This window comes from Bradyrhizobium sp. cir1, assembly GCF_014198245.1.
Lineage (GTDB): Bacteria > Pseudomonadota > Alphaproteobacteria > Rhizobiales > Xanthobacteraceae > Bradyrhizobium.
Window position 1 is genome coordinate 199,512 of record NZ_JACIHE010000006.1, and the last position, 22,846, is coordinate 222,357.

Here is a 22,846-nt window from a genome sequence, read left to right on the forward strand (position 1 = left end):
GCGGCAACGGCACTCTGCTGGCTTTCGCCAAGCCCTGATCCCAATTCAATCAGAACCGATCGGGCTTTCGATGCCGTTGCGTGCGCGGCGAAACCAGGCCCACGTTTGCCGCGTCACTGCGATGTAGCCCGGGCCCCGGTAGACGATCCGATCGGCGACGATCCGGTTCAGTTTCGGCAGCGCATGGAACGGAATCGAAGGATAGGCATGGTGTTCGACATGATAGGGCATGTTCCATGCAAACCAGCGCACGAACATGGCGGTATAGGTGGTGCGGGTATTCTGGAAGGCGCTGCGCGTGCGATCGCAACCGGTGTGTTCGGCAAGGAGATATGGACGCAAAAACAATTGACCGACGATCACGGGGACGACCCAGACCCACAACATGATCATGGTGTGCAGCGCGACCGACGCCAGCAACAGCGCGACGTAGCCTGCCAGATGCAGGCGCGCTTCCATCACGACAATGTGGCGTTTGCTTTCCGGAATCCAGGGCGACGTGGCATTGCCGGTTAACGCATGGCGAAGCATCAACCCCACCCGGAACGCAACCTGCCGCAAGCCGCTGTAGACGATCAGCAGTTGCGCGTTCGAGGTCGGGATCGGGACCGACAGCAGTTCCGGATCCCTCTTTGGATCCTGCGTATAGCGATGATGATCCCAGTGGAACAGGCAGTAATATTCGTAAGGCAAGCCGACAGCGAACGAGGAGAGATGACCGAACGCGAGATTAAGCGCGCGGCTGCGAAACGCCGTCTTGTGGGCGGTCTCGTGTACCACCATGAACAGGAATGCGACAAAGTAACCTTGGACGACGACCAGCGGCAACGCCCATACGCTTCCGTATCGCGACGAGACCAGCCAGATCAGCGCGCCGACAACGACGATGACGCCGTAGTGGCTGGCCGCACGGACCAGACCTTGCCAATCGGACCGCACCGACAACTCGCGCAGCATGGCCGGAGTCAGCGGCTTCTCTCCGGTGGCAGTGATGGCATTGCTCATGATCGTAGTCGCCTCTTTCCGGGATCACACACTTGACCGTGCTCGCGCGGACGCCGGAATTTCGTCAAGCACAGGCCGATCCTAGGGAGCGACGCCGTAATGCAGAAGCAATTAATTTCGCGGGCGTTGGCCGCCGGGCATCCCGAGATTTGCGGCCCCTCGCTTTACCGCATCGGCCTGGCGACGGATCGTCGCCGGGCCGGTCGCAAGTGCCGTTAGGGCAGTCAGGTCTAACTCCTATTCCGCGGGCTCTGCATGCGGCATATCGACGTGCGCGGTATAGGGTACGCTGACGCCGGATTTCCCAGCGCGAAAACAGACCGATGCTACTTCGCACGGACTGGAATGTCGAACTCAGATCTTGACCTACGATCCTGCTCGCGTCCTTTTCGCCGCGATCTGCTGGAGCGCCCAGCGCGCGTTCTTGCGTACGTCGGGATCGGGATCGTTGGCGACCACGGCGAGGTAGGCCTCGCCCTCGGGATCGGCGATCTCGCCGAGCGCGGCAGCCGCCTCCTTGCGCAAGTTCGCTTGCTCGTGGTTGATGCAATTGCCAATCGGGCGCACGGCGCGTTCGACCTTCATCTTGCCAAGGCTGCGGATCGCCTTCAGCCGCACCTGCCAGAACTCATCGCCGAGGCACGCGACCAACTGATCGGCGGCAAGCGAGCCGTTGACGTTGAGACCGAGCGTTTCCGCCGCCATCTCGCGGACCATCCAGTCGGCATCCTTCAGTGCGCGCGTGATGGTCTCGGCCGCGGGCTTCATCTGCGAGAACGCCAGCGCACTGACGGCGGCACGGCGGACATGGGCATCAGGGTCGTTGATCAGCGCCGTCAGCGCGGGGATGGACTCTTCCAGCTTCAGGAAGCCGATCACGCCGATCGCCTGCACGCGCACGGCGGCGTCAGTGTCCTGGAGCGCTTCCAGCGCCGGCTTCAGCGTATCCTTGCAGCGCAATTCCTTCAGCGCGCGCAGTGCGCCCATGCGGACGAAAGCATGGGCATGCTTCACCAGCGGCAGGATGATCCCGGCGCAGGCGGGATCCTTGAACTCGGCCATGCTGTCGGCCGCCGCCGCCGCGACGATCCTTTCGGGGTCAACCAGCAGTTTCACCAGCGCGCTCGCGGCCTCCGGCCCGTCGAACTCACCGAGCGCCATCGCGACCTGCTGGCGTACGCCGGCGTCGGGATCGGACACCATGTTGGCGAGATGACCGACCGCGGCGGGATCGCCGGAATGGCCGAGCGCGATGATGGCGACGCGGCGCTCGGCCGGATCGGCGGCCTGAAGCCGCTCGTCGGCATCTTCGAGGTCGTCGTAGGATTCGAACGGACTCGACATGATCACCTCAAGAGATAGGGAATGTTGACGGTAACCGCGCCGGTCGGACAATCCGCCTCGCAGGGCATGCAGTACCAGCATTCGTCATATGCCATGTAGGCCTTGCCGGTCATGTCGCTGATACGGAGCACATCGAGCGGGCAGACGTCGACGCACACCGTGCAACCCTTGTCCGCGATGCATTTTGCGTCGTCGACCACCACCGGGACCGACGTCTGATAGGAAGCGAGAGGCATTTGCTGTCTCCTGTTGCTATGTTCTGGTGGATCAGGCGGTAGCGCGGATGCGCTGCTTGTCGTAGAGGTCCTTCTCGTCGTCGGCGATCGGCACGACGTAAGGTTCGACCGCGCGCTTCTCGCTGGTCATTTTGCCGTCTCGCTTGCTCAGCAGCGTGTGGCAGAACCAGTTCTCGTTGTCCTTCTCCGGGAAATCGGTGCGCCAGTGATAGAGGCCCCAGCGGCTCTCCTCGCGGTAGAGCGAGGCGTGCGCGGCCATGTCGGCGCAATCCATGATCGACTGCACCTCGAGGGCTCGGAGCAGCTCGTGTGCGTTACGCGCGATCATGCGCTCCTGCATGTCTTCCCGCGCCTCGGCGAGACGGCGCATGCCGAGCTCGTATTTGCGCGTGACCTTCGGCGGCTGGAGATAGTCGTTGACGAGGCGGCGCGTCTTGTACTCGATCTGGTTCGGCGGAATGCCGTCCTCGCGCCTGGTCGGCGCCATCACGCGGTCACGTTCCATGGCGACGTCGGCGGCATCGAACTCCGCAAAATCGTGACTGTCGGCGAATTCCATCGCGTCTATGCCGGCCACCGAGCCGTTGGTGAAGGCGCCGAGCATGTAGTTGTGCGGCACGCTCGCCATGTCGCCGGCGGCGTAGAGGCCGGGCACGGTGGTGCGCGCATTGTCGTCGACGAACACGCCGGAGGCGCTGTGGCCGGAGCAGAAGCCGATCTCGGAGATGTGCATCTCGATCGACTCGCTCCGGTAGTCGACCCCGCGCCCCTGCTGGAACAGGCCGCGCGTGGGACGCTCGACCTTGTGCAGCGTCGATTCGATCTCGGAGATCGTGTCGGGATGCAGATGCTTGAGCTGGAGGAACACCGGGCCCTTGCCGGACAAGAGCTCGTTGTAGAACTCCAGCATCATCTGGCCGGACCAGTAGTCGCATTCGATGAAGCGCGAGCCCTCGTTGTTCGCCGTATAGGCGCCGAAGGGACCGGCGACATAGGCGCAGGCCGGGCCGTTATAGTCCTTGATCAGCGGATTGATCTGGAAGCATTCGAGGTTCGCGAGCGCGGCGCCGGCGTGATAGGCCATGGCGTAGCCGTCGCCGGAGTTTGCCGCGTTCTCATAGGTGCCGAACATGTAGCCGGAGGTCGGCAGGCCCAGGCGGCCGGCGGCGCCCATGCAGAGGATCACGGCCTTGGCCTTGATCACCAACATCTCGGCGGTGCGGGTGTTGACGGAGATCGCGCCGGCGATGCGGCCATCGCTCGACTTCAAAAGACGCGTCGCCATGTAGCGGTTGGAGATCAGGATGCGGGCGCGGCGAAGCTGGCGGTACAGCGCCTTCTTCACGGTCTCGCCGTTCGGCATCGGCAGCACATAGGTGCCGATGTGGTGCACCTTCTTGACGGCATAGTCGCCGTTCTCGTTCTTCAGGAAACGGATGCCGAAGCTGTCGAGCTCCTCGATGATTTTGTAGCAGTTCTGCGCGTATTTATAGACCGCCTTCTGGTCGACGATACCGTCGTTGGCGATGGTGATTTCCTTGGTGTACTGCTCCGGCGTCGCATAGCCGGGAATGACGGCGTTGTTCAGCCCGTCCATGCCCATCGAGATCGCACCGGAGCGCTTGACGTTGGCCTTTTCGAGCAGGACGACATTGGCCTTCGGGTTCTTCAGCTTTGCCTTCAGCGCCGCCATCGGGCCCGCCGTGCCGCCGCCGATCACCAGCACATCGCAGGAAACCTCCGAAAGTCCGTCGACGATCTGATCTAGTGCCATCACTTGCTCCTGGTTCGCCGATAACCGGCGCCTTTGCATCAGATTTGTTCAGTCGGCTTGCCGACGATAGCAATTAGTTGTCGCCGGGATGCGATTTGCGCCTCAGCGCTCGACGAAGGCTTTTTCGATCACGAAATGGCCGGGCTGGCTGTGATTGCCCTCGACAAAGCCGCGCGCGGAGAACATCGCGTGCAGCTCCTCCAGCATCGCGGGGCTGCCGCAGAGCATGATGCGGTCGGTCTCGATGTCGAGGCCGGATTGGCCGATATCGTCGAACAGTTGGTTGGAGGCGATCAGGTCGGTGATGCGGCCGCGGTTCCGGAACGGCTCGCGGGTGACGGTGGGGTAGTAGACCAGCTTGTCGCGGATCAATGGCCCGAAGAATTCGTGGTTGCGCAGGCCACCGACAACATGTTCTCCATAGGCGAGTTCCGAAACCTGGCGGCAGCCATGGGCGAGCACGATGGTCTCGTAGTTCTCATAAACATCAGGGTCCTTGATCAGGCTGGCGAAGGGCGCAAGGCCCGTTCCGGTCGAGAGCAGCAGCAGGCGTTTTCCCGGAATGAGATTGCCGGTGATCAGCGTGCCCGTCGCCTTGCGGCCGACCAGGATGATGTCGCCCTCCCTGATCTTCTGCAGGCGCGAGGTCAGCGGGCCGTCCTGCACCTTGATCGAGAAGAATTCGAGCGCCTCCTCGTGATTGGCGCTGGCCATGCTGTAGGCCCGCATCAACGGCTTGCCCTCGACCTCGAGCCCGATCATCGCGAACTGGCCGTTCTGGAAGCGGAAGCCGGGATCGCGCGTCGCCGTGAAGCTGAACAGGGACTCGGTCCAGTGCCTCACCGACAACACCGTTTCCTTCTGAAATGCGCTCATGATCTCTCCTTGTCGATGGCGCCCAAGGTTTCGGAGAGAAGAGAGTCCGGCAATTCAGAAGTGAAATTCCCGGTCGATTAGTTTCACATTTCGCGGGCGATGACTGAAGAGCAGGCAGCGAAGGGCATCGCCACGCGTCCGCGCCGGCAACTAGTTGCTATTCGCGGGCGTCCGCGCCGACGTAGAAAGACGTCGGAGGTTCGTCATGACCATGACCGCATTGGTGGCACCGACCGTGGCCGACTATGAAGCCAGCGCCGATCTGGCCTCGCTTCTCGTCCGCACGACGCAGGACGATGCGTTGAGCGTCCCTGCCGAAACACTCCGCCTCTCCTGCAAATGCGCCCACTGCACCCGCGCCCGTTTCGACGGCTGCTTCCCTAAGGGGTTTCCGGGCATCGCCATCACCGAGATCGGCGACCTCGGCTATGGGCTGAACATCGCGTTCTCGGACGGCCACAACCGCGGAATTTACCCGAAGCCGTATTTGCTGAATTTGGCCGAGCATCAGAACCGTTAGCCCGCCCTACCTCCCGCTCCATTGCCCGCGGAAACAGGGAATGACACAGGTATCCCCCGGCTGCGTCACGCTACTTTGCATGGGGTTGTTTTCGAGATTTTGTGGGAATCCCCCTTCGCCCCCATCTGGCACGGACATTGCTCTTCTTTAGAACGATTTGAACGTTCCGGAGGCAGACGATGTTGCAGGCGGCCAATGTGGTTCGCGGGGCTGTTCCAGCGGCCGCCCGGCCTGCCGGCAGTTCCTCCCTGCTGCTCACCGAGAACCAGCAATGGATCGGCGGTCCACCACCGTTGATGGACAAGCTCTCACCGCGCGAGCGGGAGTTGGTGCTGAAGCAGGGCCGGCGAAAAGTGCTCAACCGCGGCCAGACGCTATTCAGCCAGGGCGGCAAGCATGACGGCATCTGGCTGATCGAGAGCGGCCGCATCCGCGTGTTCTACACCTCGCCACTCGGGCGCGAGATCACCCTCGCCTACTGGCATGTCGGCAATTTCGTCGGCGGGCCCGAAGTGTTTGAGGGCACCGTGCACCAATGGTCCGGCGTTGCGTCCAGCAATTGCAGCGTGGTGCACCTTCCCGGAAAGGAACTGCGGTCCCTTGCCGCAGAGATTCCCAACCTCGCGATCGGCCTGATCGAAGGGCTGACCTTCAAGGGCAAATGCTATTCGGCGCTGGCGCAGATGCTGGGAACGCGCTCGATCACGCAGCGCCTCGCGCATCTGCTCTTGCACCTCGTCGAGCTCTACGGCGTCGAGGACGCCGACGGCACCGTGATCGCGGCGGCCTTCACCCATGCCGACATCGCCCACATGGTCGGTGCCACCAGGCAATGGGTCACGATCAGCCTGAAGCGGATGCAGGAGAAGGGAATCGTCCTGACCAAGCGCTCGCAGATCGTGGTGTGCCGGACCGACGTTCTCGAGGACATGCGCGGCCAGGCGTCGGATTAGAGGGGCCCGCGACCATGCCCCGTGCACAGGCAAGCGGCTTTATAGTGCAGGACTGCACAAGGAGTATGCAATCAGCTTTTCCCGGCAACTAATCGACTGCGGCAGCCACTCCGGATTTGCCCTGCCTGCGCCCTCACCCAATCATGGCAACCACAGCACATCCAACCGAATGAGGATGAGAATGGTCCGCCATCTTCCCACGCTCTCGATCGCGATGTCAGTGACGTCGCTGGCGCTTCTAACCGCGCAGCCGGCTTCGGCGGAAACCGTCACCCTTGGCATCGGAACGCAGGACACCACGACCAACACGGTGACCGCGGGTGTCGTCATTCGCCAGCTGCATCTCCTCGAGAAATATCTCCCGAAGGACGGCAAATACGCCAACATCAAGTTCGAGCTGGAGTGGCAGAATTTCACCTCCGGTCCGCCCGTCACCAACGCGATGATGGCGAACAAGCTCCAGATCGGCATGATGGGTGACTATCCGCTGATCGTGAACGGCTTCACCTTCGAGAGCAATCCGGAGAGCAAGAGCCGCCTGATCGGCGTCGCCGCCTACAGCCTCTCCGGCTCCGGCAATGGCCTCGTCGTCCACAAGGACTCGCCCTACTACGACCTCGCCGATCTCAAGGGCAAGCTCGTCAGCGTTCCCTTCGGCTCCGCCGCACACGGCATGGTGCTGAAGGCGATGCAGGATCGCGGCTATGCATCCGATTTCTTCCAGCTCGTGAGCCAGAGCCCTGAAGTCGGTTCGACCAACCTGCAGGAGAAGAAGATCGATGCTCATGCCGACTTCGTCCCCTTCGCCGAGCTGCTGCCGTTCCGCGGCTTTGCGCGAAAGATCTTCGACGGCGTCGAGACCAATCTGCCGACCTTCCATGGCATCGTCGTCCGCACCGACTTCGCCGAAAAATACCCGGCGGTCGTCGTCGCCTACTTCAAGGCGGTGATCGCCGCCAACCAGTGGCTGCGCGACGATCCCAAGCTGGCCGCGGAAAAGATCCAGGAATGGACCGGCATCAGCAAGGAAGTCGTCTACATCTTTCTCGGTCCCAGCGGCAACATGACCACCGATCCCACGATCAAGCCCGCGCTGATCGATGCCGCCACCACCGACGTCAAGGTGCTGCAAAACCTCGGGCGCATGAAGGAGTTCGATCCGAAGAAGTGGGTCGACGACAGCTACATCCGCAAGGCCTATGCGGAGATGAACCTCGATTATGACGCGCGGCTTGCGAGCACCAAGAACTATGAGATCTCCGGCGATGACAGCTTCTGCAAGAAGCCGATCGCCGATCCGCGCAAGGCCGGCGAAGTCTGGGTCGACGAGGTCGGCATCATGCCTTTCTCGTCTGCCAGCTGCACGCTCGGCGCCTACGCCGACTACAAGGCCAAGGGCAAGAAGATCAACGTCGCCTATGTCTTCGACACCACCCGCGGCATCAAACTGTTCGCCGACCAGGCCTTCTTCGCGGTCGGCAATGGTGACGTCGCGCCCTTCCTGCTGAAGAAGGATGCCGAAGCCTATGCCGCCAAGATCAGCGGCAAGGTGCTCGGCTTCGAGGACGCGGTGAAGGCGGCGGTCGGCGGAGGCAAGACGTGAGCAGCAGTCCCGCCATCCTGCGCCATCAGGAGGACGCCATCCCGGCAGCCGCAGCCGTCACCGAGTCCACGCCCGCGCCCGTCACGGCACCACCCACCGCGCCGCCCTCATTTGGCTCCTTGGCAGGGCGCTGGTATCGGCTCAACCAGAACAGGTTGCGTGCGACCGCCATTGGCGTGATCTCGCTCGCCGCCTTCCTTCTCGTCTGGCATCTGCTCACGACCTACCGCGTCGTGTTCTTCGTGCGCTTCACCAACGTGCCCTCGCCGCTGGCGGTCTATGCGAGCTTCACCAAGGCGATCCACGATCCCAAATTTCTGCTGCACATCCTTTTGAGCTGCCGGCGCATCTTTTTCGGCTTCTCGCTGGCGGCCATCGTCGGCGTGCCGCTCGGGCTGATCATGGGCCGCTTCAAGCTGGTCCATGAGGCCGTGTTCCCGGTTGCGGAAGTGCTGCGGCCGATTCCGGCGATCGCCTGGGTGCCGATGGCGATCATGCTGTGGCCGACCAACGAGCAGAGCATCGTCTTCATCACCTTCCTCGGCTCGTTCTTCCCGATCCTGGTCAACACACTGCACGGCATGTCGCTGGTCGATCCCGTGCTGGTGCGCGCAGCGCAATGCCTGGGGGCGCGCGAGCGCTCGATCTTCCGCGAGGTGTACTTTCCGGCCTCGCTTCCGCACATCTTCACTGGCCTCACCATCGGCATGGGAGTCGCGTGGGTGTCGCTGATCGCGGCCGAGATGATCTCCGGGCAATACGGCATCGGCTACTTCACCTGGGAGGCCTATTCGCTGGTCCAATATGCCGACATTGCGCTCGGCATGATCGCGATCGGCGTGCTCGGCCTCGGATCGAGCCTGCTGATCCGCGGCGCCGGACAGTTGGTTATGCCATGGAGGGCGAAATGAGCGCGATCGCGACGGCGACCCCACAGGGGCATATCGAGGTCGAGAATTTTTCGCTGAGCTACGAGACCATCGACGGCTTGGTCGATGCCGTCACCAACACGCATATCCATGTCAAGCCGGGCGAGTTCGTCTCGATCGTCGGGCCCTCCGGCTGCGGCAAGTCGACCTTCCTGAATGCGGTGGCGGGGTTTCTCAGGCCGACCACCGGCACCATCACGGTCGACGGCGAACGCGTCAGCGGGCCGAGTGCCGAGCGCGGCATGGTTTTTCAGCAATATTCGCTGTTTCCCTGGAAGACGGTGCGCGAGAACGTCGAGTTCGGCCTGAAGATGCGTGGCATGCCGCGCTCGCAGCGCGAGCGCGCGGCGCGTACGTTGCTTGGGCTCGCGGGCCTCGAGGCCTTCGAGAAACATTATCCGGAAAAACTCTCCGGCGGCATGAAGCAACGCGTCGGCATCGTGCGCGCGCTCGCGACGGGGCCGAAGGTGCTGCTGCTGGACGAACCCTTCGGCGCGCTGGATGCGCAGACCCGGGTGATCATGCAACAGATCCTCACCAACATGTGGCAGCGGCTGAAGATCTCGGTCTTGTTCGTCACCCACGACATCGACGAGGCGATCTTCCTCTCCGACCGCGTGTACTGCATGACCGCGCGGCCCGGTTCGATCAAGGCGGAGATCCCGATTCCGCTAGAGCGGCCGCGCCAGCAATCGGTGATGATGTCCTCGGAGTTTCTGGCGCTGCGCCGCGGGCTGATGTCCCTGATCCGCGAGGAGAGTCTGAAGGCGATGGGCGGCGAGATCAACGATTTGGGCATGCAGGGATTGAACATCGAGCTGCACGGCCATTCGCTGGTCGAGGTACTTTAGGCGAGAACACCCTTAACCTGTCTCTCTTGCGCAAGGAGATAGAATCGCATTGCAGATGCGCCCAGGAAAGGATTCCTGGGACATCAACTACCGCTAACCGCGAAGCTTTCTGGATCTCCCGGTGCACACGTGGCGCACACGGCAGCACCTAACTGATTGAAAAACCGGAACTCTCGCTCCAATCCATCATGGGCAAGTTTGAGCTAGTTGTGGCCAAGAAGATCAAGGATGACAAAATATGGGCTGCTTCACGCCAAACAAGACCATTCCCGACCGCCTGCTCCATCTTAGAAAGCTCGCGCGCATTCAGGACGAGGCCTACGCCTGATACTCCCGTGGCCGCTCCTCTTCGCCATGCTGCCGGAGGAGGTCGAGCAAGCGCCTGCGCATGATCATGCCAGGACGATCGGACGGCATATGCATCTCGATCTTGCGGCCCATATCGACGATGGCATTCGGATCCGTCGATTCCAGCATGTCGCGATCTTCGGCAATGATCGCGGCGTCCCAATCGATCAGCTCCTGCGTCGAGCAGTCCGCCTCGCCGTCATTGCGGAACAGCAGCTGAACGACCTGGATCTGGCCGTCCGAGATCGGCGTCGCACAATTGAAGATGATGTGCCGGATGCCGGACGGATATTCCATGTCGAGACGCCGGCAGAACGGCATGAACCATTTGTTGCGCTGATGCCGCCGTGTCATCGGCTCTTTCGTCCCGGTGATCCTGTAGGCATTGGGCGGATTGCGAACCGTGATGATGGTCTCGGCATCGAAGCCAGCGTCGGTCTCGACGATCTCGTACTTCTCGGGCTTTGGTTGATTGAAGTCACCGAAGGTGCCCTTGTGAACAAAGGCAAAGTGGGCATTGTCGAACGAGTTTTCCATCAGCCGGAGCGCTGCCGTGTCCCATTTGTCGTAGAACTGATTGATGCGGCGATAGCCGGGCATCCCGTCCTCGGGAATTTCGGGGATGTCGGCCAAGGGCTCGTCGAGCGCAACCCAGACATAGCCGTAGCGAGCCTTGGCGCGGAACGAGCGAGCTTTAGCGTCGGGGACCGGCTGCTCGAACGGAAACTGCGGAATCATCACTAGCCTGCCGTCGCGGTCATACTCCCAGCCGTGGTAACCGCAGACGATATTGCCGTTGTTGCACCATCCCTTCGACAGCTTCGCGGTGCGGTGACAGCACCGGTCTTCCAGCGCGGCGGGCTCGCCCTTGGCATCGAGGAACAGAACGATCGGCTCGCCGAGAAGCGTGAATGGCTTTGGTCCATCCTTGAGGTGGTCGACCGGCATCAGCGCGTACCAGAACCGGCGCAGCACGGGCTGTTTCGTGTTCAACATGGCAATCCTCCACGAACTACGCGGCCAGGCGCGTCACCACACGCGCGGCGTCCGATTTGAGCTTTTGCAGGTCGAGGCCGGGAATGGCGCCGTCTGCGACGACGATGCGGCCGCCAATCAGGAGATAACGAAGTTTCGCCGAGCCGCCGCAGGTGACCGGCGCGATCAGAGGATCGTGCATGCCGAAATGCCTGACATCATCGAGCTTGAAGATGGCAATGTCGGCCTGCTGCCCCGGCGCCAGCGTACCGACGTGAGGCATGCCGAGCACGCGCGCGCCGCCGGCTGTCGCCCAATGCACGACATCCTCGGCCGTCACCGCGCCCGCCCCTTTTATGGCGCGATGAGTGTGCCAGGCGCTGTGCATTTCGCAGAGCATGTCGGCCGCCTCGTTGGAGGCTGCCCCGTCGACGCCGAGAGAGACCGCGCCGCCGAGGCGCGCCATTGCATCGGCGGGAGCGACGCCGGAGCCGAGGCGGCAGTTGGATTGCGGGCAATGCGCCATGCCGGTGCCGGTGCTCGCGAGAATGCGCACCTCCTCGTCGTCGAGATGCACGAGGTGCGCGAACCAGACATCCTCGCCAAGCCAGCCATGATCTGCCAGCCAATGCACCGGCCGCTTACCGTGCACCGACAGGCAGAAATCGACATAGTCCGCGGTTTCGGACAAATGGCTATGCAGCCGCACCCCCATGCGACGCGACGCGGCAATGACCTCGCGCAGTTCGCCGGGATCGAGCGACCAGGTCGGCGTGGTCGGCGCCAGCGCAACGCGCGACAGACCACTCGGAGACGCATCGTGGAAGCGCTGCGCGCAGGCCTCCACCGACAGCAACATGCGGTCGAGCGTCTCGACCGGCATGGCCGCAAACCTGTCGGTATCGACGTGGCGCGCCGTGGTGCCGCCGCCACGGCAAAACACCAGGCGGATGCCGAGGCTGCGTGCCACCTCGAAGATCACCTGCGCCGGGTCGAAGCCGAACGTGTCGCTGAAGAGATAATGATGGTCGGCGACCGTGGTCGTACCCGAAAGCAGCAGCTCGGCGAGCCCGATCCGGGCCGCGACGGCAAGCGCCTCCTCGTCGAATTTCGACCAGAACCTGTAAGGCACGGCGCGCAACCAGCCGGCCAGCGGCAGGTCGATGCCGGACCGTACGCCCTTCAGCACGCTCTGGAACAGGTGGTGATGGGTCGAGACCAGGCCGGGATAGATCACCCCGCCGGCAGCATCGAGACGTTGCTCGCCCGGCTGCAGCTGCAGTGCACCGATCTCGACGATGACGCCGTCACGGATGCGGATCTGGCCGGCGGCACGCATGGCAGCGCCCGACAGCCCGGTGAAGATACCCGCTGCATTGTCGATCAGCATGGCGGTCATGTTTCGGCTCTGGTCTCGCTGTCGTGCCAATCCGACAGGACCCACTGCGACAGCGCGACCATGGCTGCGAACAAGAGGACCCCGGTCAAGGTGATCAGAAACAGCGCCGCGAACATGCGAGGAATGTCCAGCGTAAATCCCGCATCGAGAATTTCATAGGCAAGCCCCGACGAGCGACCGCCGGTGCCTGCCACGAACTCCGCGACGACCGCGCCGATCAAGGCCAGGCCGCTCGAGATCCGCAAGCCGCCGAAGAAATATGGCAGCGCTCCGGGAATGCGCAGCTTCACCAGCGTCTTGAAGCGGCTGGCACGATTCATCCGGAAGAAGTTCGCAAGTCCCGGGTCGACACTGCGCAGGCCCAGCGTCGTGTTGGAGATGATGGGGAATAGCGCCACAAGGGTCGCGCAGATGGTCAGCGACAGCTGCGTGTTCTTCACCAGGATGATGATCAGAGGGGCAATCGCGACGACCGGCGTCACCTGGAGGAGCACCGCATAGGGAAACAGGCTGACCTCGATCGCCCGGCTCTGCACGAACATGAAGGCGATCAGTGTGCCCAGAACGACGGCTGCGACGAAGGCCTGCAGGGTAACGCGCAAGGTCACGAGCAGTGCGCGCAGGAGCGACGGCCCATTATGCAGGAGGCTTGCGAAGATGTCCGTCGGCTTTGGAAACAGGTAGACGGGAACGGACGCCAGCCGAAAGCCGATCTCCCATATCGCGAACAGGACGATGCCGACCGCAACCGGGGCGGCGATCCGCACGAAGGCCTCGGATTCGAATAACGGCTTCATGATCCGCCTCCGCCGGCTGATTGCAGCGAGGCTTCGGCGAGCCAGGTCGACAATTCTCGGCAATAGGCCGCAAATTTCGGACTGTCGCGGAACCCCTGGTCGCGCGGCTGCGGCTGGTCGATGGTCATGATGCGAAAGATGCGACCGGGGTTCGCGGCCATGACGATGATCCGGGTCGAGAGGAACACGGCCTCGTAGATCGAATGCGTCACGAACACCGTCGTCAGCTTGCGCTCCCACGACAGGTTGACGAGGTCGTCATCCAGCTTGTTGCGTGTGAATTCGTCGAGGGCGCCGAACGGCTCGTCCATCAGCAGAAGATTGGGATTGGTGACCAAGGCGCGCGCGATGGAGACGCGCATCTTCATGCCACCGGACAGCTGCCGCGGGAAGTGCCGGTTGAACCTGGAGAGGCCGACGCGCGCAATGGCGTCGGCGACCTTCGGATCCGCCGTGGCTCGGGGCATGTTGCCGAACTCCAGCGGCAAGCGGACATTGGCCTCGACCCGGGCCCACGGCATCAAGGTCGGCTCCTGGAATACGAAGGCAAGGCGCCGCCCCTCCTGTCCCACTTGCGCGAAATCACCGCGCCACCACAGCAATCGGCCGTCGGATGGCTCGATGAGGTTGGCGATCAGCTTGAGCAGCGTGCTCTTGCCGCAGCCGGACGGACCGATCAGGGTCAGGAACTCGCCGTCGGCGATCGACAGATCGATCGGCGCCAATCCGCGTGCGCCGTTGGTAAACACCTTCTCGGCGGACAGGACCTCGACCGCCGGCGGTCCATCGCAAACCATCGTCACTTGCTTCGCCGTTTCATCGAGCGGTTCAGCGGGCAACAGCACCCTCATGTCGGCTCCTCAGTTGACGCCGATCTTCAAATTCTTGACGAAGCGGTCGTCGAACGCCTTGTGCCAGTCGACCGTTGGGCTGAGCAGGCCGTTCGTGACCAGGAAGTCATAGGTCTTCTCGTAGCGCTCGGCCGTGATGATCCCGACGCCGAGCGTTGCCGCATCGCCACTGTCGATGGCCTTCATCGCCCTCAGTCTCTCGATCGCGAAAGCGAGCTGCCCGTCCGTCATCTTGGCGTTGGCTGCCTTGATCAAGGCATTTGCCGGCTCCGGGTTCTTCACATAGTCGCGCCATCCTTCGAGCGAGGCCTTGACGAAGCGCGATACGAGGTCGGGCTTGTCCGCTATCATCTTCTCGGTCGTGACGATGGTCGAGCCATAGGGCGGGTAGCCGCCGTCGGCGAGCGGGAAGAACTTGACCTTCACGTTCTGCTGCTCAGCCTGATACGGCTCCGACGACGGATAGGCCTGCTGCGCCACCGTGTTGTCGGCAAAGAAGGGCTGCAGGTTGAAGGTGTAGGGACGGATCTGGTCGTCGGTGAAGCCGTATTTGGCGCGCAACCAGGGCCAGAATGTCGTGCGCGACGATCCCGCGATCAGGATCGGCCGGCCCTTGAGCGCAGCGAGATCCGCCACATCGTCGTGAGTCATGATCCCCTGGAGATCGAACTGAAACGACGAAGCGATCGTCAACAGCGGCAGGTTCTGCTCACGGCCCTTGAGGACCTGGATATCATAACCCATCATGAAATCGGCATCGCCAGCCAGCAGGAGCTGCGAGCCATTCACCTGCGGGCCGCCCATCTTGATGGTGACGTCGAGGCCGGCCTTGTCATAGAGCCCGGTGGCCTTGGCCTGGTAGAAGCCGCCGTGCTCGGCCTGCGCGAACCAGTTGGTCAGGAGCGTCACCTTGTCGGCAGCCAGCGCCGGCGGGAGGGAAGCGACCGATGCTGCGCACGCCAACAGACCGGCAGCGATCATTCGGGACAGATTTGTCAAAGCCATGCTGGTTGCCCTTCTGCAGCTCGTCGCGATCAGCCGGCGAGCACTGCGCTGCGAGACTTTCCGAGCGTGACGATGCATGGGCAGGCTGTCACCTCAAAGCATTTAGATTCGAGCAATCCGTTGCCTTTCCGGCAACGCCGCTTTGCTGTGCAAGCGGGTTGGTATGACGCAGATGGAACAGGCGTCACGAACGCATTCGCCTTGCAGGCCCCGCCCGATAAGCCAACCGAACAAGGGCTTGGCAGAAGAGGAACGAAGGTTCCGCGTGCGCTGACGCCCCGCAGCCATGCCGTTTTCGTGGGCGATCCGTCACGGAAAATTGGGCATTCGGCTAGCTGCAAGCATGATTCACTCTGGGGCCGGTGACCACGTGATCACCGCCCGCAAGAACCGTTTCTTCCGTATCACGGCGCGGCTAGAACCGGGCCATCTCTCGCCGCAGCTTTGCAAGAAAGCGGTTGCGCTTGTTCGCGGTGGCGACATTCATGTGATAGAGCGCGTGATAGCTCACGCGCGCCTTTCCGCCGGTGAACCACGGCAGATAGCGCTTGATGATCTTGCGCGGCGGATCAGCCATGCCGATTGCCTGCCAACGCGGCCGACCGTAGGTCGCGATACCCACGATGCGTTCGATGTGTTGCAACATCGGCTTCGCATGGGCGGGATCGGACAGGTCGAGCGCGATGCCCGGACCGAACATGCGATCAAACCAGCCCTTGAGTATCGCAGGCGGCCCGAATGACCAGGTGGGAAACTGTACGATGAGCGCGTTCGCCGCCGTCAGGCGCGCGGCGTAAGCCTCGTTGTTGCGCCGGTTCAGTACGGGATCGTGGTAGTCGCGGCGGAGTTCGGCATTCAGGATGGGATCAAACCCCTCGGCGTAGAGATCGAGCAGATCGATTGTGTGGCCGGCCTGGGCAAGGCCGGCAAGCGCTTCGCTGCGAATGGCCGCGTGAAAGCTGTCGGCGAGTGGATGGCAATACACGTAGAGCACGTGCATCGCTCATCGCCTTGTGCTGACAAAGCTCCGCATCTTACCGGGATTGAGCAGGCCATGCGGATCGGCTTCATGCTTGAAGCCGAGCTGATCGGCATCGGCGCGCTTGTACCGGCTGCCATCCTCGACGGTGAAGACATGCGGGTTGGCAATGAAGACACCGCGCTCTTCATGTAGCCGCATGATCTCGTTCAGCCGATCTGCATTGGTGTAGCGGATCACCGGCAGGCTGCTGCAGGTGACGCGGCCGCCGAAGCGGATGAATTCGAGGTGCTGCAGCACCTCGTCCGGAAACAGCTGCCGCATCTCGGCAACCTTCTCCAGGAAGCGATCATGCGGATAGAGACACTGCAGGTACGTTACCGAACGATCGCTCTTCAGCACCTGGAGCGTGGTGTGGTTCCAGCAATATTCGTAGAGCGGGACCCGGCTGGGGCTCTCGTCCGTCGGTGTTTCGAGCGTGATCGTGCCGCGACCGCCGAGCAGCGACTTGAAGCTGTCGAGCGAGGGCTCGGCGATCATTGCCATGAGCACGCTCTTTCCGTCGGGACAGGACGGCTTCAGCGCCCCGAAATAGGACGGCAGCGGCCAGGTGATCGGCGAGAGGACCTTCTTCACGATGCCGTCGGCCAGGGCAGCCTCATAGCCGAACGTTGCGACCTCGATGAAATCGTCGAAGGCCACCACGACGTCGATCCATTTCCATGCGGGCGCGAGCGGCATTTCGAGCGCCATAATGATCCCGGTCGTGCCATAGGCGCGGTTGACCTTCTGCGCCGCATCGCCGCGCAATTCGATGATGCGCGGCTCCTCCTCGACCGTGACGACGCGCGCGGCCAGAATGTTCCCGGGATCCCGCAGGCCGCCATAGGTAATAGAGCCGATACCACCCGATCCGCCTGCGACGAAGCCGCCGATCGTCGCCATGCGCTTCGTCGATGGATGCATCCGCAGCTCCCACCCCCGTGCCTGCGCGGCCGCATCGATCGTGTGCATCTTGGCGCCGGCGCCGACGCGCATCGCGCCCGGCCTGATCCACTCGATGCTTTCGAGCCCGGAGATATCCAGCAGCACCCCGCCCTCGAGCGGCACGGCCTGTCCGTAATTGCCGGTGCCGCCGCCACGCACGGTGATCGGCATCCGATGGCGCGCGCAGACGGATGCGATTCGGAGAACGTCCTGCTCGTCGCGCGGCAATACAATCAGGTCGGCCGATTTGCCGTCGAGCTGTGCATTGAGGATGGGGCTATACCAGAAGAAGTCGCGCGAGCGCCGGCGCACGACCTTCTGCTCGGTCACCACCGGAATGTCGCCGAGATCGGCGACCAGCCGGTCCAGCGCATCAGATGCGAGATCAGTCACCATTGGCCCCCTTCGATGCACGATGCACGAGCTCCGCCGCGATCGCTTCGGACGCAACGACGAAACCGAAGCACTGGTTGACGTTGTAGATGGTCGCGGCCATGCAGTAGTCGGGTGACGTGGTGGCCGTGCAGTCCTCGAGGAGCAGGCAGTCGTAGCCGCGAAAGTTCGCGTCCTGCAGCGTGCAGAGCACGCATTGATCGGCATTGACCCCCGTGAACATCAACGTGTTCACACCGAGATTGCGAAGAATGCTGTCGAGCTCGGTATCCTGAAAGCCCGACATACGGTACTTGGCGACGTGGATGTCCGTTGGCTCGGTCGAAAGCTCATCGACGATGGCCGCCGACCAACTGCCCCGCTCCAGCACTTTCGCGCCCGAGCCCGGCAGCGCATCACCGAGGCCGATACCGGCGCCGCTCGGATTGTACACATGCAGCAGCGACGGGCTAAGATTGAGCCGGTCGGGCCGGTTGCCCCAATTGAGCCAGATGATCGGCACATCGCAGCTGCGTAGCAGCGGCAGCAATCGCCGCAACGGCGCGATCGGGCGCCGCACCGGTGCGACGTCCACGCCGATATGCGCCAGCCAACCGCTGGGATGGCAGAAGTCGTTCTGCATATCGACGATGACGAGCGCGGTGCGCGCGAGGTCGAGCGTGACGAGCTTGCCCTGGGCCTGGACCGTCGCCGGTCGCGGCAGGACCGGCTGGCGCACCAGATTGGCCCGCCCCTCGGCGACCATCCAGCGATTCGCGCGGCTTGCGCCTAGCGGCAACAGGCCTTCGTTCACAGCAGGATCAGACGATGCGACGCCCATCGATCAGAGCCCCTGCAGGACGCGCATGTCCTCGGCGTCGAGTGCGACCCGCTCGCCGCTGCGGATCAGCTCGGAAAAGCCTTCGTTGGGCGTCATCACGGTGAGCGTGTAGAGCTTGCCCGGCCCCGTGTTCTCGATGACGTGCTCGGAGCCCGGGTGCAGCAGAAGTGAGTCGCCCTTCTTGATCGGCAGGGTGTTGCCGTCGCAGCGCGCGACACCGACGCCGTGCAGCACGTGAAAGAATTCATGCGCCGCGGCGTGCTCGTTCGGTGGCGTCGCCCCGCCCGGCTGGAAGATTTCGATGACGAAGATGTTGCCGATCCGATCCGTCACCTGATCGAACAGGACGGCGAAATAGTTGGTGTCCTTCGGCGCGATGCGGAAGACTTTCGCACGCGTGAGATCGGCGACGCTGAACGACATGGATCATTTCCTCGGACAGTGCACTCTCGTCATGACGGATGTCGCATGACAACGCATCATCTCAAAGCGCTTTAATTCGACAGACCTGTTGCCTTTTCGGCAACGAGCCACCATCCTGCGGAAATTGATCGGGGCCCGAACCATGCTTCACAGCCGGCTGTTGAACTACATCGACGAGGTTGCCCGCACCGGCTCGATCCGCAAAGCGGCAGACCGTCTCAACGTCGCAGCGTCGGCGATCAGCCGCCAGATTCTCGCACTCGAAACGCAGTTGGGAACGCCGATCTTCCAGCGTCTTCCGAAGAAGCTGATTCTGACCGCCGCGGGGGAAGTCTTGATCGGGCATGTCCGCCAGACGCTCAAGGAGCTGACCCGGACCCAGGTCAAGATCGAGGAATTGAAGGGCCTGCGACGCGGCGAAATCACATTGGCGATGATGAGCGGCCTTGCCTCCAACCTCGTCCCGAGCAAAGTGAAAGAGTTTCGAGCGGCCAATCCGCGCGTCAAACTCAACCTGACGCTCTTCAATACCGGAGCCGAAATTCAGGTTGCCGTCGCCAGCGGCGAGGCCGATCTCGGTATCGGGTTCGATTTCGGCAAGGACAGCAATCTGAAAGTCCTCGCGCGCGCCGTCGGCCGGCTCGGCGCGGTGATGACCCCCAACCATCCATTGGCGAAACGCAGCAATGTCCGTCTCGGCGATTGCATCGACTACCCTCTCGTCATCGCCGACAGCACGAGCGCGATCCGGCCTTATCTGGAGGCGGCTTTCGCGCGGGTCGCGATCGACCTGCAGCCAGCGATCGAGACCAATTCGATCGAGATCATGCGGCACGCGGTCATCCTGAACGATGGCATCACCTTCCTGACTCCCTTCGACGTGGAATCCGAGCGGCGTGCCGGGCGGCTGACCTACGTTCCCGTTCGCGAGCTTGCGCAGGACGCGCAGGCGCTGATGCTGATCGGACATGTCCGGGGCACCAGTGCGATCGCGAGCGTGCTTGCGGAGCTGCTGAAAGCCATGATCCGCGAGGTCGCCAGCTGAACCGGCGAGGACGGCAGCGACGATCATCGCCTCCGTCGTCACTGCGTTGCCAAAAGGGCAACACAAGAGACGAAATTAAGCACTTTTCATGCTTCCGCGGATGCCCAACAATGATTGGCAGGCCACTGGGCGACGAAGCCTCGCCGGCCTGTCCGCCAATTCAAGCCAAGGCAACCGAGATGAAACTGAAGTCGCATTGGTGGTGGGACCTGTCGGCCGAAGATTTCCGTCGGCTTGATATGAGCAGGATCGTCGCCGTGCTGCCGGTCGGCGCCGTCGAGCAGCACGGACCGCATCTACCGGTTCGCGTCGATACGGCGATCGTCGATGGTATCATCCAACGCGCAGTCGCGCAGATGGCCGACGATTTCCCGGCCCTCATCCTGCCAACGATGTCGATCGGCAAGTCGAATGAGCATTCTGCGTTCCCGGGCACGCTGACGCTCTCGGCGGAAACGCTGGGCCGCGTCTGGTACGAGGTCTGCGAGAGCGTTCACCGGGCCGGGGTCCGCAAGGTCGTCTTCGTCAACTCGCATGGCGGCCAGCCGCAGGTCATGGAGATCGTCTGCCGCGAACTCCGCGTCAGACTCGGCATGCTGGCCGTTTCGTCGCAATGGTCACGCTTCACGGACCTGTCGGACCTTTTCACTGCGGCCGAGCGCAAGCATGGCATCCACGCCGGAGAGATCGAGACCAGTGTGATGCGCCATCTGCATCCCGAACTTGTGGACATGACTCTGGCAGAAGATTTCAGGTCTCTCTCCCAGACGCTGGAGACGGAATGCGAGATCCTGATGCCGGAGGGCGCAACTGGCTTCGGCTGGCAGATGCAGGACATCAACCTCAAGGGAGCCTGCGGCAACGCCGCTCTCGCTGATGCCGGGCGCGGCCGTACGGCTGTCGAACGCGCGGCCGGCCGCTTGATCAAGCTGATTTCCGAGGTCGACAGCTATCCGCTATCGCGGATACGGGCGAGTGCAGGACCGTGAGAAGCCCGAGTAAGTTCGAACCCATGAATTCACGGCGATGAAGTTTCAGCAGATGTCAGTAACGTCTTTGCGATTGCCCATCCTGCCGCCCCAAGTCGAGACGATGACGCTGAAGGATGGCACGCGGCTCGATGCCGACGTCTACCGTCCGGCGGCGCCGGGACCCTATCCGGTTCTGCTTCAGCGCCAAGCCTATAGCAGGCGCATCGCATGCAGCATCTGCTACGCGCATCCTTCCTGGTACGCCTCACATGGCTATATCGTCGTGGTGCAGGACGTCCGTGGGCGCGGCACATCGGAGGGGGTTTTCCGACCGGGCGAAACCGAGATCGAGGACGGCGCGGAAGCAGTCGAATGGGCGGCCCGTCTCGATGGTGCGAACGGCGAGGTCGGGATGTACGGCTTTTCCTATCAAGCCTACAACCAGCTGCTCGCCGCGGCAGGAGACTGCCCGTCGCTGAAGGCCCTCGCGCCGGCGATGGGGCCGTGGAATCCCGCGCATTGGGCCTACGAGAACGGGGCCCTGCAGATGAAGCACATGATCGGCTGGGGCATTCAGATCACGGCCGAAGCGGCGCGACGCGCTGGCGACGACGAGGCCTTCAGCGCCCTGCAAGCCGCCGGGACCAACCTGCCGCTTAGCGGCCCGATCGCGGCGATGCCACAGCTGCTGCAAAAATATCGGCATTATTCGCACGTCATGGACTGGCTCGAAACGCCGCCCGATTCTCCTTACTGGGACCGCATTTCGCCCGCGACGCATCTCGACACCATTCGTACCCGCCGGTTGCCGATGCTGTTCGTCGGCGGCTGGTTCGATCCTTTCCTGCCGGCCACGATCGAGTCGTTCCGGGCGGTCGCGAGCAGCTGCGATGACACCAGGCTCATCGTCGGACCCTGGATCCATTTTCCGTGGACACGAAAGGTGGGCTCGGTCGACTTCGGGCCAGAGGCGGACCGCAACGTCGACATCGATCACATCCGGTTCTTTGACCGTATCCTCAAGGGGTCGTCGAGCCGGGCGGAAGACCGACGCATGGAGTTGTTCGATATGGGAATGAATGCATGGCGGCAGTATCAGGATCTGCCGGCAAACACGCAGGCGCTGTTCCTCGGTGGCACGGGTCGAGCATCGCTGGACGCTCACGACGGCACTCTCGGTCTTCGGCCGGATCCAGCGGGGGACGTCGAGCACATCGTGCACGATCCCTGGCGACCCGCGCCTACTGTCGGTGGCTACTACGGCGCTCCGACGGGACCAGTCGATCGCCGGGTGGCTGATGAACGCGGCGACGTCCTGACCTTCACCACGAAAGCTCTTGAAGACGCAATCGAGGTAGTCGGCGAACCGGAGGTCGAACTCGATCTGAGTTGCGACCGTCCAAGCTTTGATCTCAGCTGCATCCTTTCGCTCGTAACGTCTGACGAAAGGGTCGTTCAGATCTCGAGCGGATATGCGCATTATCGTGCTGCGACGGCTGGCCGACACAAGCTGAAGCTGGCCACCACGTGCGTGACGCTCAGGAAAGGTGAGCAGCTGCGCCTCTCCATCGCGGGGGCCGATTATCCGGCGTATCCCATCAATCCGGGAACGGGCGAAGATCCGGTGAGCACCCCAAGGACGCATGCTGTCGTGACCAAAATCGCGGTCTGGCACGGTCCGTCCCGGCCCTCACTGCTCCGGCTGCCTGTCGGGCCCGGCTCGGAGATCAGGCCAACATAGCTCCAGACGTCGGCGCGTCTG

At 62.7% G+C, this 22,846-nt stretch carries 22 protein-coding genes; 8 read left to right on the forward strand and 14 right to left on the reverse strand.

Features of this window, described 5'->3' with window-relative positions:
• Window positions 1-45 precede the first annotated feature (45 nt).
• From GGD63_RS15655 to GGD63_RS15675, 5 genes are all read right to left on the reverse strand, one after another.
• On the reverse strand, window positions 46-1,005 hold the full coding sequence (locus GGD63_RS15655; protein WP_183243432.1) for a fatty acid desaturase: 960 nt from the start codon (window positions 1,003-1,005) through the stop codon (window positions 46-48).
• Window positions 1,006-1,371: 366 nt separating this feature from the next.
• On the reverse strand, window positions 1,372-2,349 hold the full coding sequence (locus tag GGD63_RS15660; protein ID WP_183243434.1) for a HEAT repeat domain-containing protein: 978 nt from the start codon (window positions 2,347-2,349) through the stop codon (window positions 1,372-1,374).
• Between the two features lie 2 nt (window positions 2,350-2,351).
• Entirely contained in the window at window positions 2,352-2,585 is a 234-nt protein-coding gene (locus GGD63_RS15665; RefSeq protein ID WP_008141081.1) for a ferredoxin family protein, read from the reverse strand.
• Window positions 2,586-2,616: 31 nt separating this feature from the next.
• Entirely contained in the window at window positions 2,617-4,359 is a 1,743-nt protein-coding gene (locus tag GGD63_RS15670) for a fumarate reductase/succinate dehydrogenase flavoprotein subunit (protein WP_183243436.1), read from the reverse strand.
• Between the two features lie 102 nt (window positions 4,360-4,461).
• Window positions 4,462-5,235 carry a ferredoxin--NADP reductase gene (locus GGD63_RS15675; RefSeq protein ID WP_183243438.1) on the reverse strand — a complete coding sequence of 258 codons (774 nt, stop codon included), beginning with the start codon at window positions 5,233-5,235 and terminating at the stop codon, window positions 4,462-4,464.
• Window positions 5,236-5,440: 205 nt separating this feature from the next.
• On the opposite strand from GGD63_RS15675, the gene GGD63_RS15680 reads away from it, so the two are divergent.
• The 5 genes from GGD63_RS15680 (at window position 5,441) to GGD63_RS15700 (ending at window position 10,091) form a co-directional block, all read left to right on the forward strand.
• Window positions 5,441-5,755: a gamma-butyrobetaine hydroxylase-like domain-containing protein gene (locus GGD63_RS15680; protein WP_183243440.1), complete on the forward strand. Its 315-nt coding sequence runs from the start codon at window positions 5,441-5,443 to the stop codon at window positions 5,753-5,755.
• 179 nt (window positions 5,756-5,934) lie between these two features.
• Window positions 5,935-6,708 carry a Crp/Fnr family transcriptional regulator gene (locus GGD63_RS15685; protein ID WP_183243442.1) on the forward strand — a complete coding sequence of 258 codons (774 nt, stop codon included), beginning with the start codon at window positions 5,935-5,937 and terminating at the stop codon, window positions 6,706-6,708.
• Window positions 6,709-6,889: 181 nt separating this feature from the next.
• Window positions 6,890-8,311: an ABC transporter substrate-binding protein gene (locus tag GGD63_RS15690; protein ID WP_183243443.1), complete on the forward strand. Its 1,422-nt coding sequence runs from the start codon at window positions 6,890-6,892 to the stop codon at window positions 8,309-8,311.
• A 38-nt stretch (window positions 8,312-8,349) separates the two neighbouring features.
• Window positions 8,350-9,222: an ABC transporter permease gene (locus GGD63_RS15695; protein ID WP_183243742.1), complete on the forward strand. Its 873-nt coding sequence runs from the start codon at window positions 8,350-8,352 to the stop codon at window positions 9,220-9,222.
• Window positions 9,207-10,091, forward strand: a complete 885-nt coding sequence (locus GGD63_RS15700; RefSeq protein ID WP_409334069.1) for an ABC transporter ATP-binding protein — start codon at window positions 9,207-9,209, stop codon at window positions 10,089-10,091. The genes GGD63_RS15695 and GGD63_RS15700 overlap by 16 nt, the downstream gene beginning before the upstream one ends.
• 318 nt (window positions 10,092-10,409) lie before the next feature.
• On the opposite strand, the gene GGD63_RS15705 is transcribed toward GGD63_RS15700, so the two are convergent.
• From GGD63_RS15705 to GGD63_RS15745, 9 genes are all read right to left on the reverse strand, one after another.
• Entirely contained in the window at window positions 10,410-11,435 is a 1,026-nt protein-coding gene (locus GGD63_RS15705; RefSeq protein WP_183243447.1) for an aromatic ring-hydroxylating dioxygenase subunit alpha, read from the reverse strand.
• Between the two features lie 16 nt (window positions 11,436-11,451).
• A complete protein-coding gene (locus GGD63_RS15710) occupies window positions 11,452-12,813 on the reverse strand; it encodes an amidohydrolase family protein (RefSeq protein ID WP_183243449.1) in 1,362 nt (453 codons plus the stop codon).
• Window positions 12,810-13,610, reverse strand: coding sequence for an ABC transporter permease (locus tag GGD63_RS15715; RefSeq protein ID WP_183243451.1), 801 nt, complete (start codon window positions 13,608-13,610; stop codon window positions 12,810-12,812). The genes GGD63_RS15710 and GGD63_RS15715 overlap by 4 nt, the downstream gene beginning before the upstream one ends.
• A complete protein-coding gene (locus tag GGD63_RS15720) occupies window positions 13,607-14,407 on the reverse strand; it encodes an ABC transporter ATP-binding protein (RefSeq protein WP_246785508.1) in 801 nt (266 codons plus the stop codon). Before GGD63_RS15720 ends, GGD63_RS15715 begins: the two co-directional genes overlap by 4 nt.
• Window positions 14,408-14,470: 63 nt before the next feature.
• Window positions 14,471-15,466 carry an ABC transporter substrate-binding protein gene (locus GGD63_RS15725; protein WP_183243455.1) on the reverse strand — a complete coding sequence of 332 codons (996 nt, stop codon included), beginning with the start codon at window positions 15,464-15,466 and terminating at the stop codon, window positions 14,471-14,473.
• 415 nt (window positions 15,467-15,881) lie between these two features.
• Window positions 15,882-16,466 (reverse strand): NAD(P)H-dependent oxidoreductase, encoded by a 585-nt coding sequence (locus GGD63_RS15730; RefSeq protein WP_183243457.1) that lies wholly within the window; start codon window positions 16,464-16,466, stop codon window positions 15,882-15,884.
• A 3-nt stretch (window positions 16,467-16,469) separates the two neighbouring features.
• Entirely contained in the window at window positions 16,470-17,828 is a 1,359-nt protein-coding gene (locus GGD63_RS15735) for an FAD-binding oxidoreductase (protein ID WP_183243459.1), read from the reverse strand.
• On the reverse strand, window positions 17,818-18,645 hold the full coding sequence (locus GGD63_RS15740; RefSeq protein WP_183243461.1) for a cysteine hydrolase family protein: 828 nt from the start codon (window positions 18,643-18,645) through the stop codon (window positions 17,818-17,820). The genes GGD63_RS15735 and GGD63_RS15740 overlap by 11 nt, the downstream gene beginning before the upstream one ends.
• Before the next feature lie 3 nt (window positions 18,646-18,648).
• Window positions 18,649-19,068, reverse strand: coding sequence for a cupin domain-containing protein (locus GGD63_RS15745; protein ID WP_183243463.1), 420 nt, complete (start codon window positions 19,066-19,068; stop codon window positions 18,649-18,651).
• A gap of 142 nt (window positions 19,069-19,210) precedes the next feature.
• On the opposite strand from GGD63_RS15745, the gene GGD63_RS15750 reads away from it, so the two are divergent.
• The 3 genes from GGD63_RS15750 (at window position 19,211) to GGD63_RS15760 (ending at window position 22,825) form a co-directional block, all read left to right on the forward strand.
• Entirely contained in the window at window positions 19,211-20,113 is a 903-nt protein-coding gene (locus GGD63_RS15750) for a LysR family transcriptional regulator (protein ID WP_183243465.1), read from the forward strand.
• A gap of 179 nt (window positions 20,114-20,292) precedes the next feature.
• Window positions 20,293-21,102: a creatininase family protein gene (locus GGD63_RS15755; protein ID WP_183243744.1), complete on the forward strand. Its 810-nt coding sequence runs from the start codon at window positions 20,293-20,295 to the stop codon at window positions 21,100-21,102.
• Between the two features lie 37 nt (window positions 21,103-21,139).
• Complete coding sequence (locus GGD63_RS15760; protein ID WP_183243467.1) at window positions 21,140-22,825, forward strand: CocE/NonD family hydrolase; 1,686 nt, start codon at window positions 21,140-21,142, stop codon at window positions 22,823-22,825.
• Window positions 22,826-22,846 lie beyond the last annotated feature (21 nt).

What these genes read in the sequence shown, in the direction of transcription:
- GGD63_RS15675 (WP_183243438.1), bottom strand. Translation starts at nt 5,235, where the DNA reads ATGAGCGCATTTCAGAAGGAAACGGTGTTGTCGGTGAGGCACTGGACC.
- GGD63_RS15745 (WP_183243463.1), bottom strand. Translation starts at nt 19,068, where the DNA reads ATGTCGTTCAGCGTCGCCGATCTCACGCGTGCGAAAGTCTTCCGCATC.
- GGD63_RS15730 (WP_183243457.1), bottom strand. Translation starts at nt 16,466, where the DNA reads ATGCACGTGCTCTACGTGTATTGCCATCCACTCGCCGACAGCTTTCAC.
- GGD63_RS15655 (WP_183243432.1), bottom strand. Translation starts at nt 1,005, where the DNA reads ATGAGCAATGCCATCACTGCCACCGGAGAGAAGCCGCTGACTCCGGCC.
- GGD63_RS15700 (WP_409334069.1), top strand. Translation starts at nt 9,207, where the DNA reads ATGGAGGGCGAAATGAGCGCGATCGCGACGGCGACCCCACAGGGGCAT.
- GGD63_RS15755 (WP_183243744.1), top strand. Translation starts at nt 20,293, where the DNA reads ATGAAACTGAAGTCGCATTGGTGGTGGGACCTGTCGGCCGAAGATTTC.
- GGD63_RS15750 (WP_183243465.1), top strand. Translation starts at nt 19,211, where the DNA reads ATGCTTCACAGCCGGCTGTTGAACTACATCGACGAGGTTGCCCGCACC.
- GGD63_RS15715 (WP_183243451.1), bottom strand. Translation starts at nt 13,610, where the DNA reads ATGAAGCCGTTATTCGAATCCGAGGCCTTCGTGCGGATCGCCGCCCCG.
- GGD63_RS15705 (WP_183243447.1), bottom strand. Translation starts at nt 11,435, where the DNA reads ATGTTGAACACGAAACAGCCCGTGCTGCGCCGGTTCTGGTACGCGCTG.
- GGD63_RS15660 (WP_183243434.1), bottom strand. Translation starts at nt 2,349, where the DNA reads ATGTCGAGTCCGTTCGAATCCTACGACGACCTCGAAGATGCCGACGAG.
- GGD63_RS15665 (WP_008141081.1), bottom strand. Translation starts at nt 2,585, where the DNA reads ATGCCTCTCGCTTCCTATCAGACGTCGGTCCCGGTGGTGGTCGACGAC.
- GGD63_RS15710 (WP_183243449.1), bottom strand. Translation starts at nt 12,813, where the DNA reads ATGACCGCCATGCTGATCGACAATGCAGCGGGTATCTTCACCGGGCTG.
- GGD63_RS15735 (WP_183243459.1), bottom strand. Translation starts at nt 17,828, where the DNA reads ATGGTGACTGATCTCGCATCTGATGCGCTGGACCGGCTGGTCGCCGAT.
- GGD63_RS15690 (WP_183243443.1), top strand. Translation starts at nt 6,890, where the DNA reads ATGGTCCGCCATCTTCCCACGCTCTCGATCGCGATGTCAGTGACGTCG.
- GGD63_RS15740 (WP_183243461.1), bottom strand. Translation starts at nt 18,645, where the DNA reads ATGGGCGTCGCATCGTCTGATCCTGCTGTGAACGAAGGCCTGTTGCCG.
- GGD63_RS15680 (WP_183243440.1), top strand. Translation starts at nt 5,441, where the DNA reads ATGACCATGACCGCATTGGTGGCACCGACCGTGGCCGACTATGAAGCC.
- GGD63_RS15685 (WP_183243442.1), top strand. Translation starts at nt 5,935, where the DNA reads ATGTTGCAGGCGGCCAATGTGGTTCGCGGGGCTGTTCCAGCGGCCGCC.
- GGD63_RS15720 (WP_246785508.1), bottom strand. Translation starts at nt 14,407, where the DNA reads ATGGTTTGCGATGGACCGCCGGCGGTCGAGGTCCTGTCCGCCGAGAAG.
- GGD63_RS15725 (WP_183243455.1), bottom strand. Translation starts at nt 15,466, where the DNA reads ATGGCTTTGACAAATCTGTCCCGAATGATCGCTGCCGGTCTGTTGGCG.
- GGD63_RS15670 (WP_183243436.1), bottom strand. Translation starts at nt 4,359, where the DNA reads ATGGCACTAGATCAGATCGTCGACGGACTTTCGGAGGTTTCCTGCGAT.
- GGD63_RS15760 (WP_183243467.1), top strand. Translation starts at nt 21,140, where the DNA reads ATGAAGTTTCAGCAGATGTCAGTAACGTCTTTGCGATTGCCCATCCTG.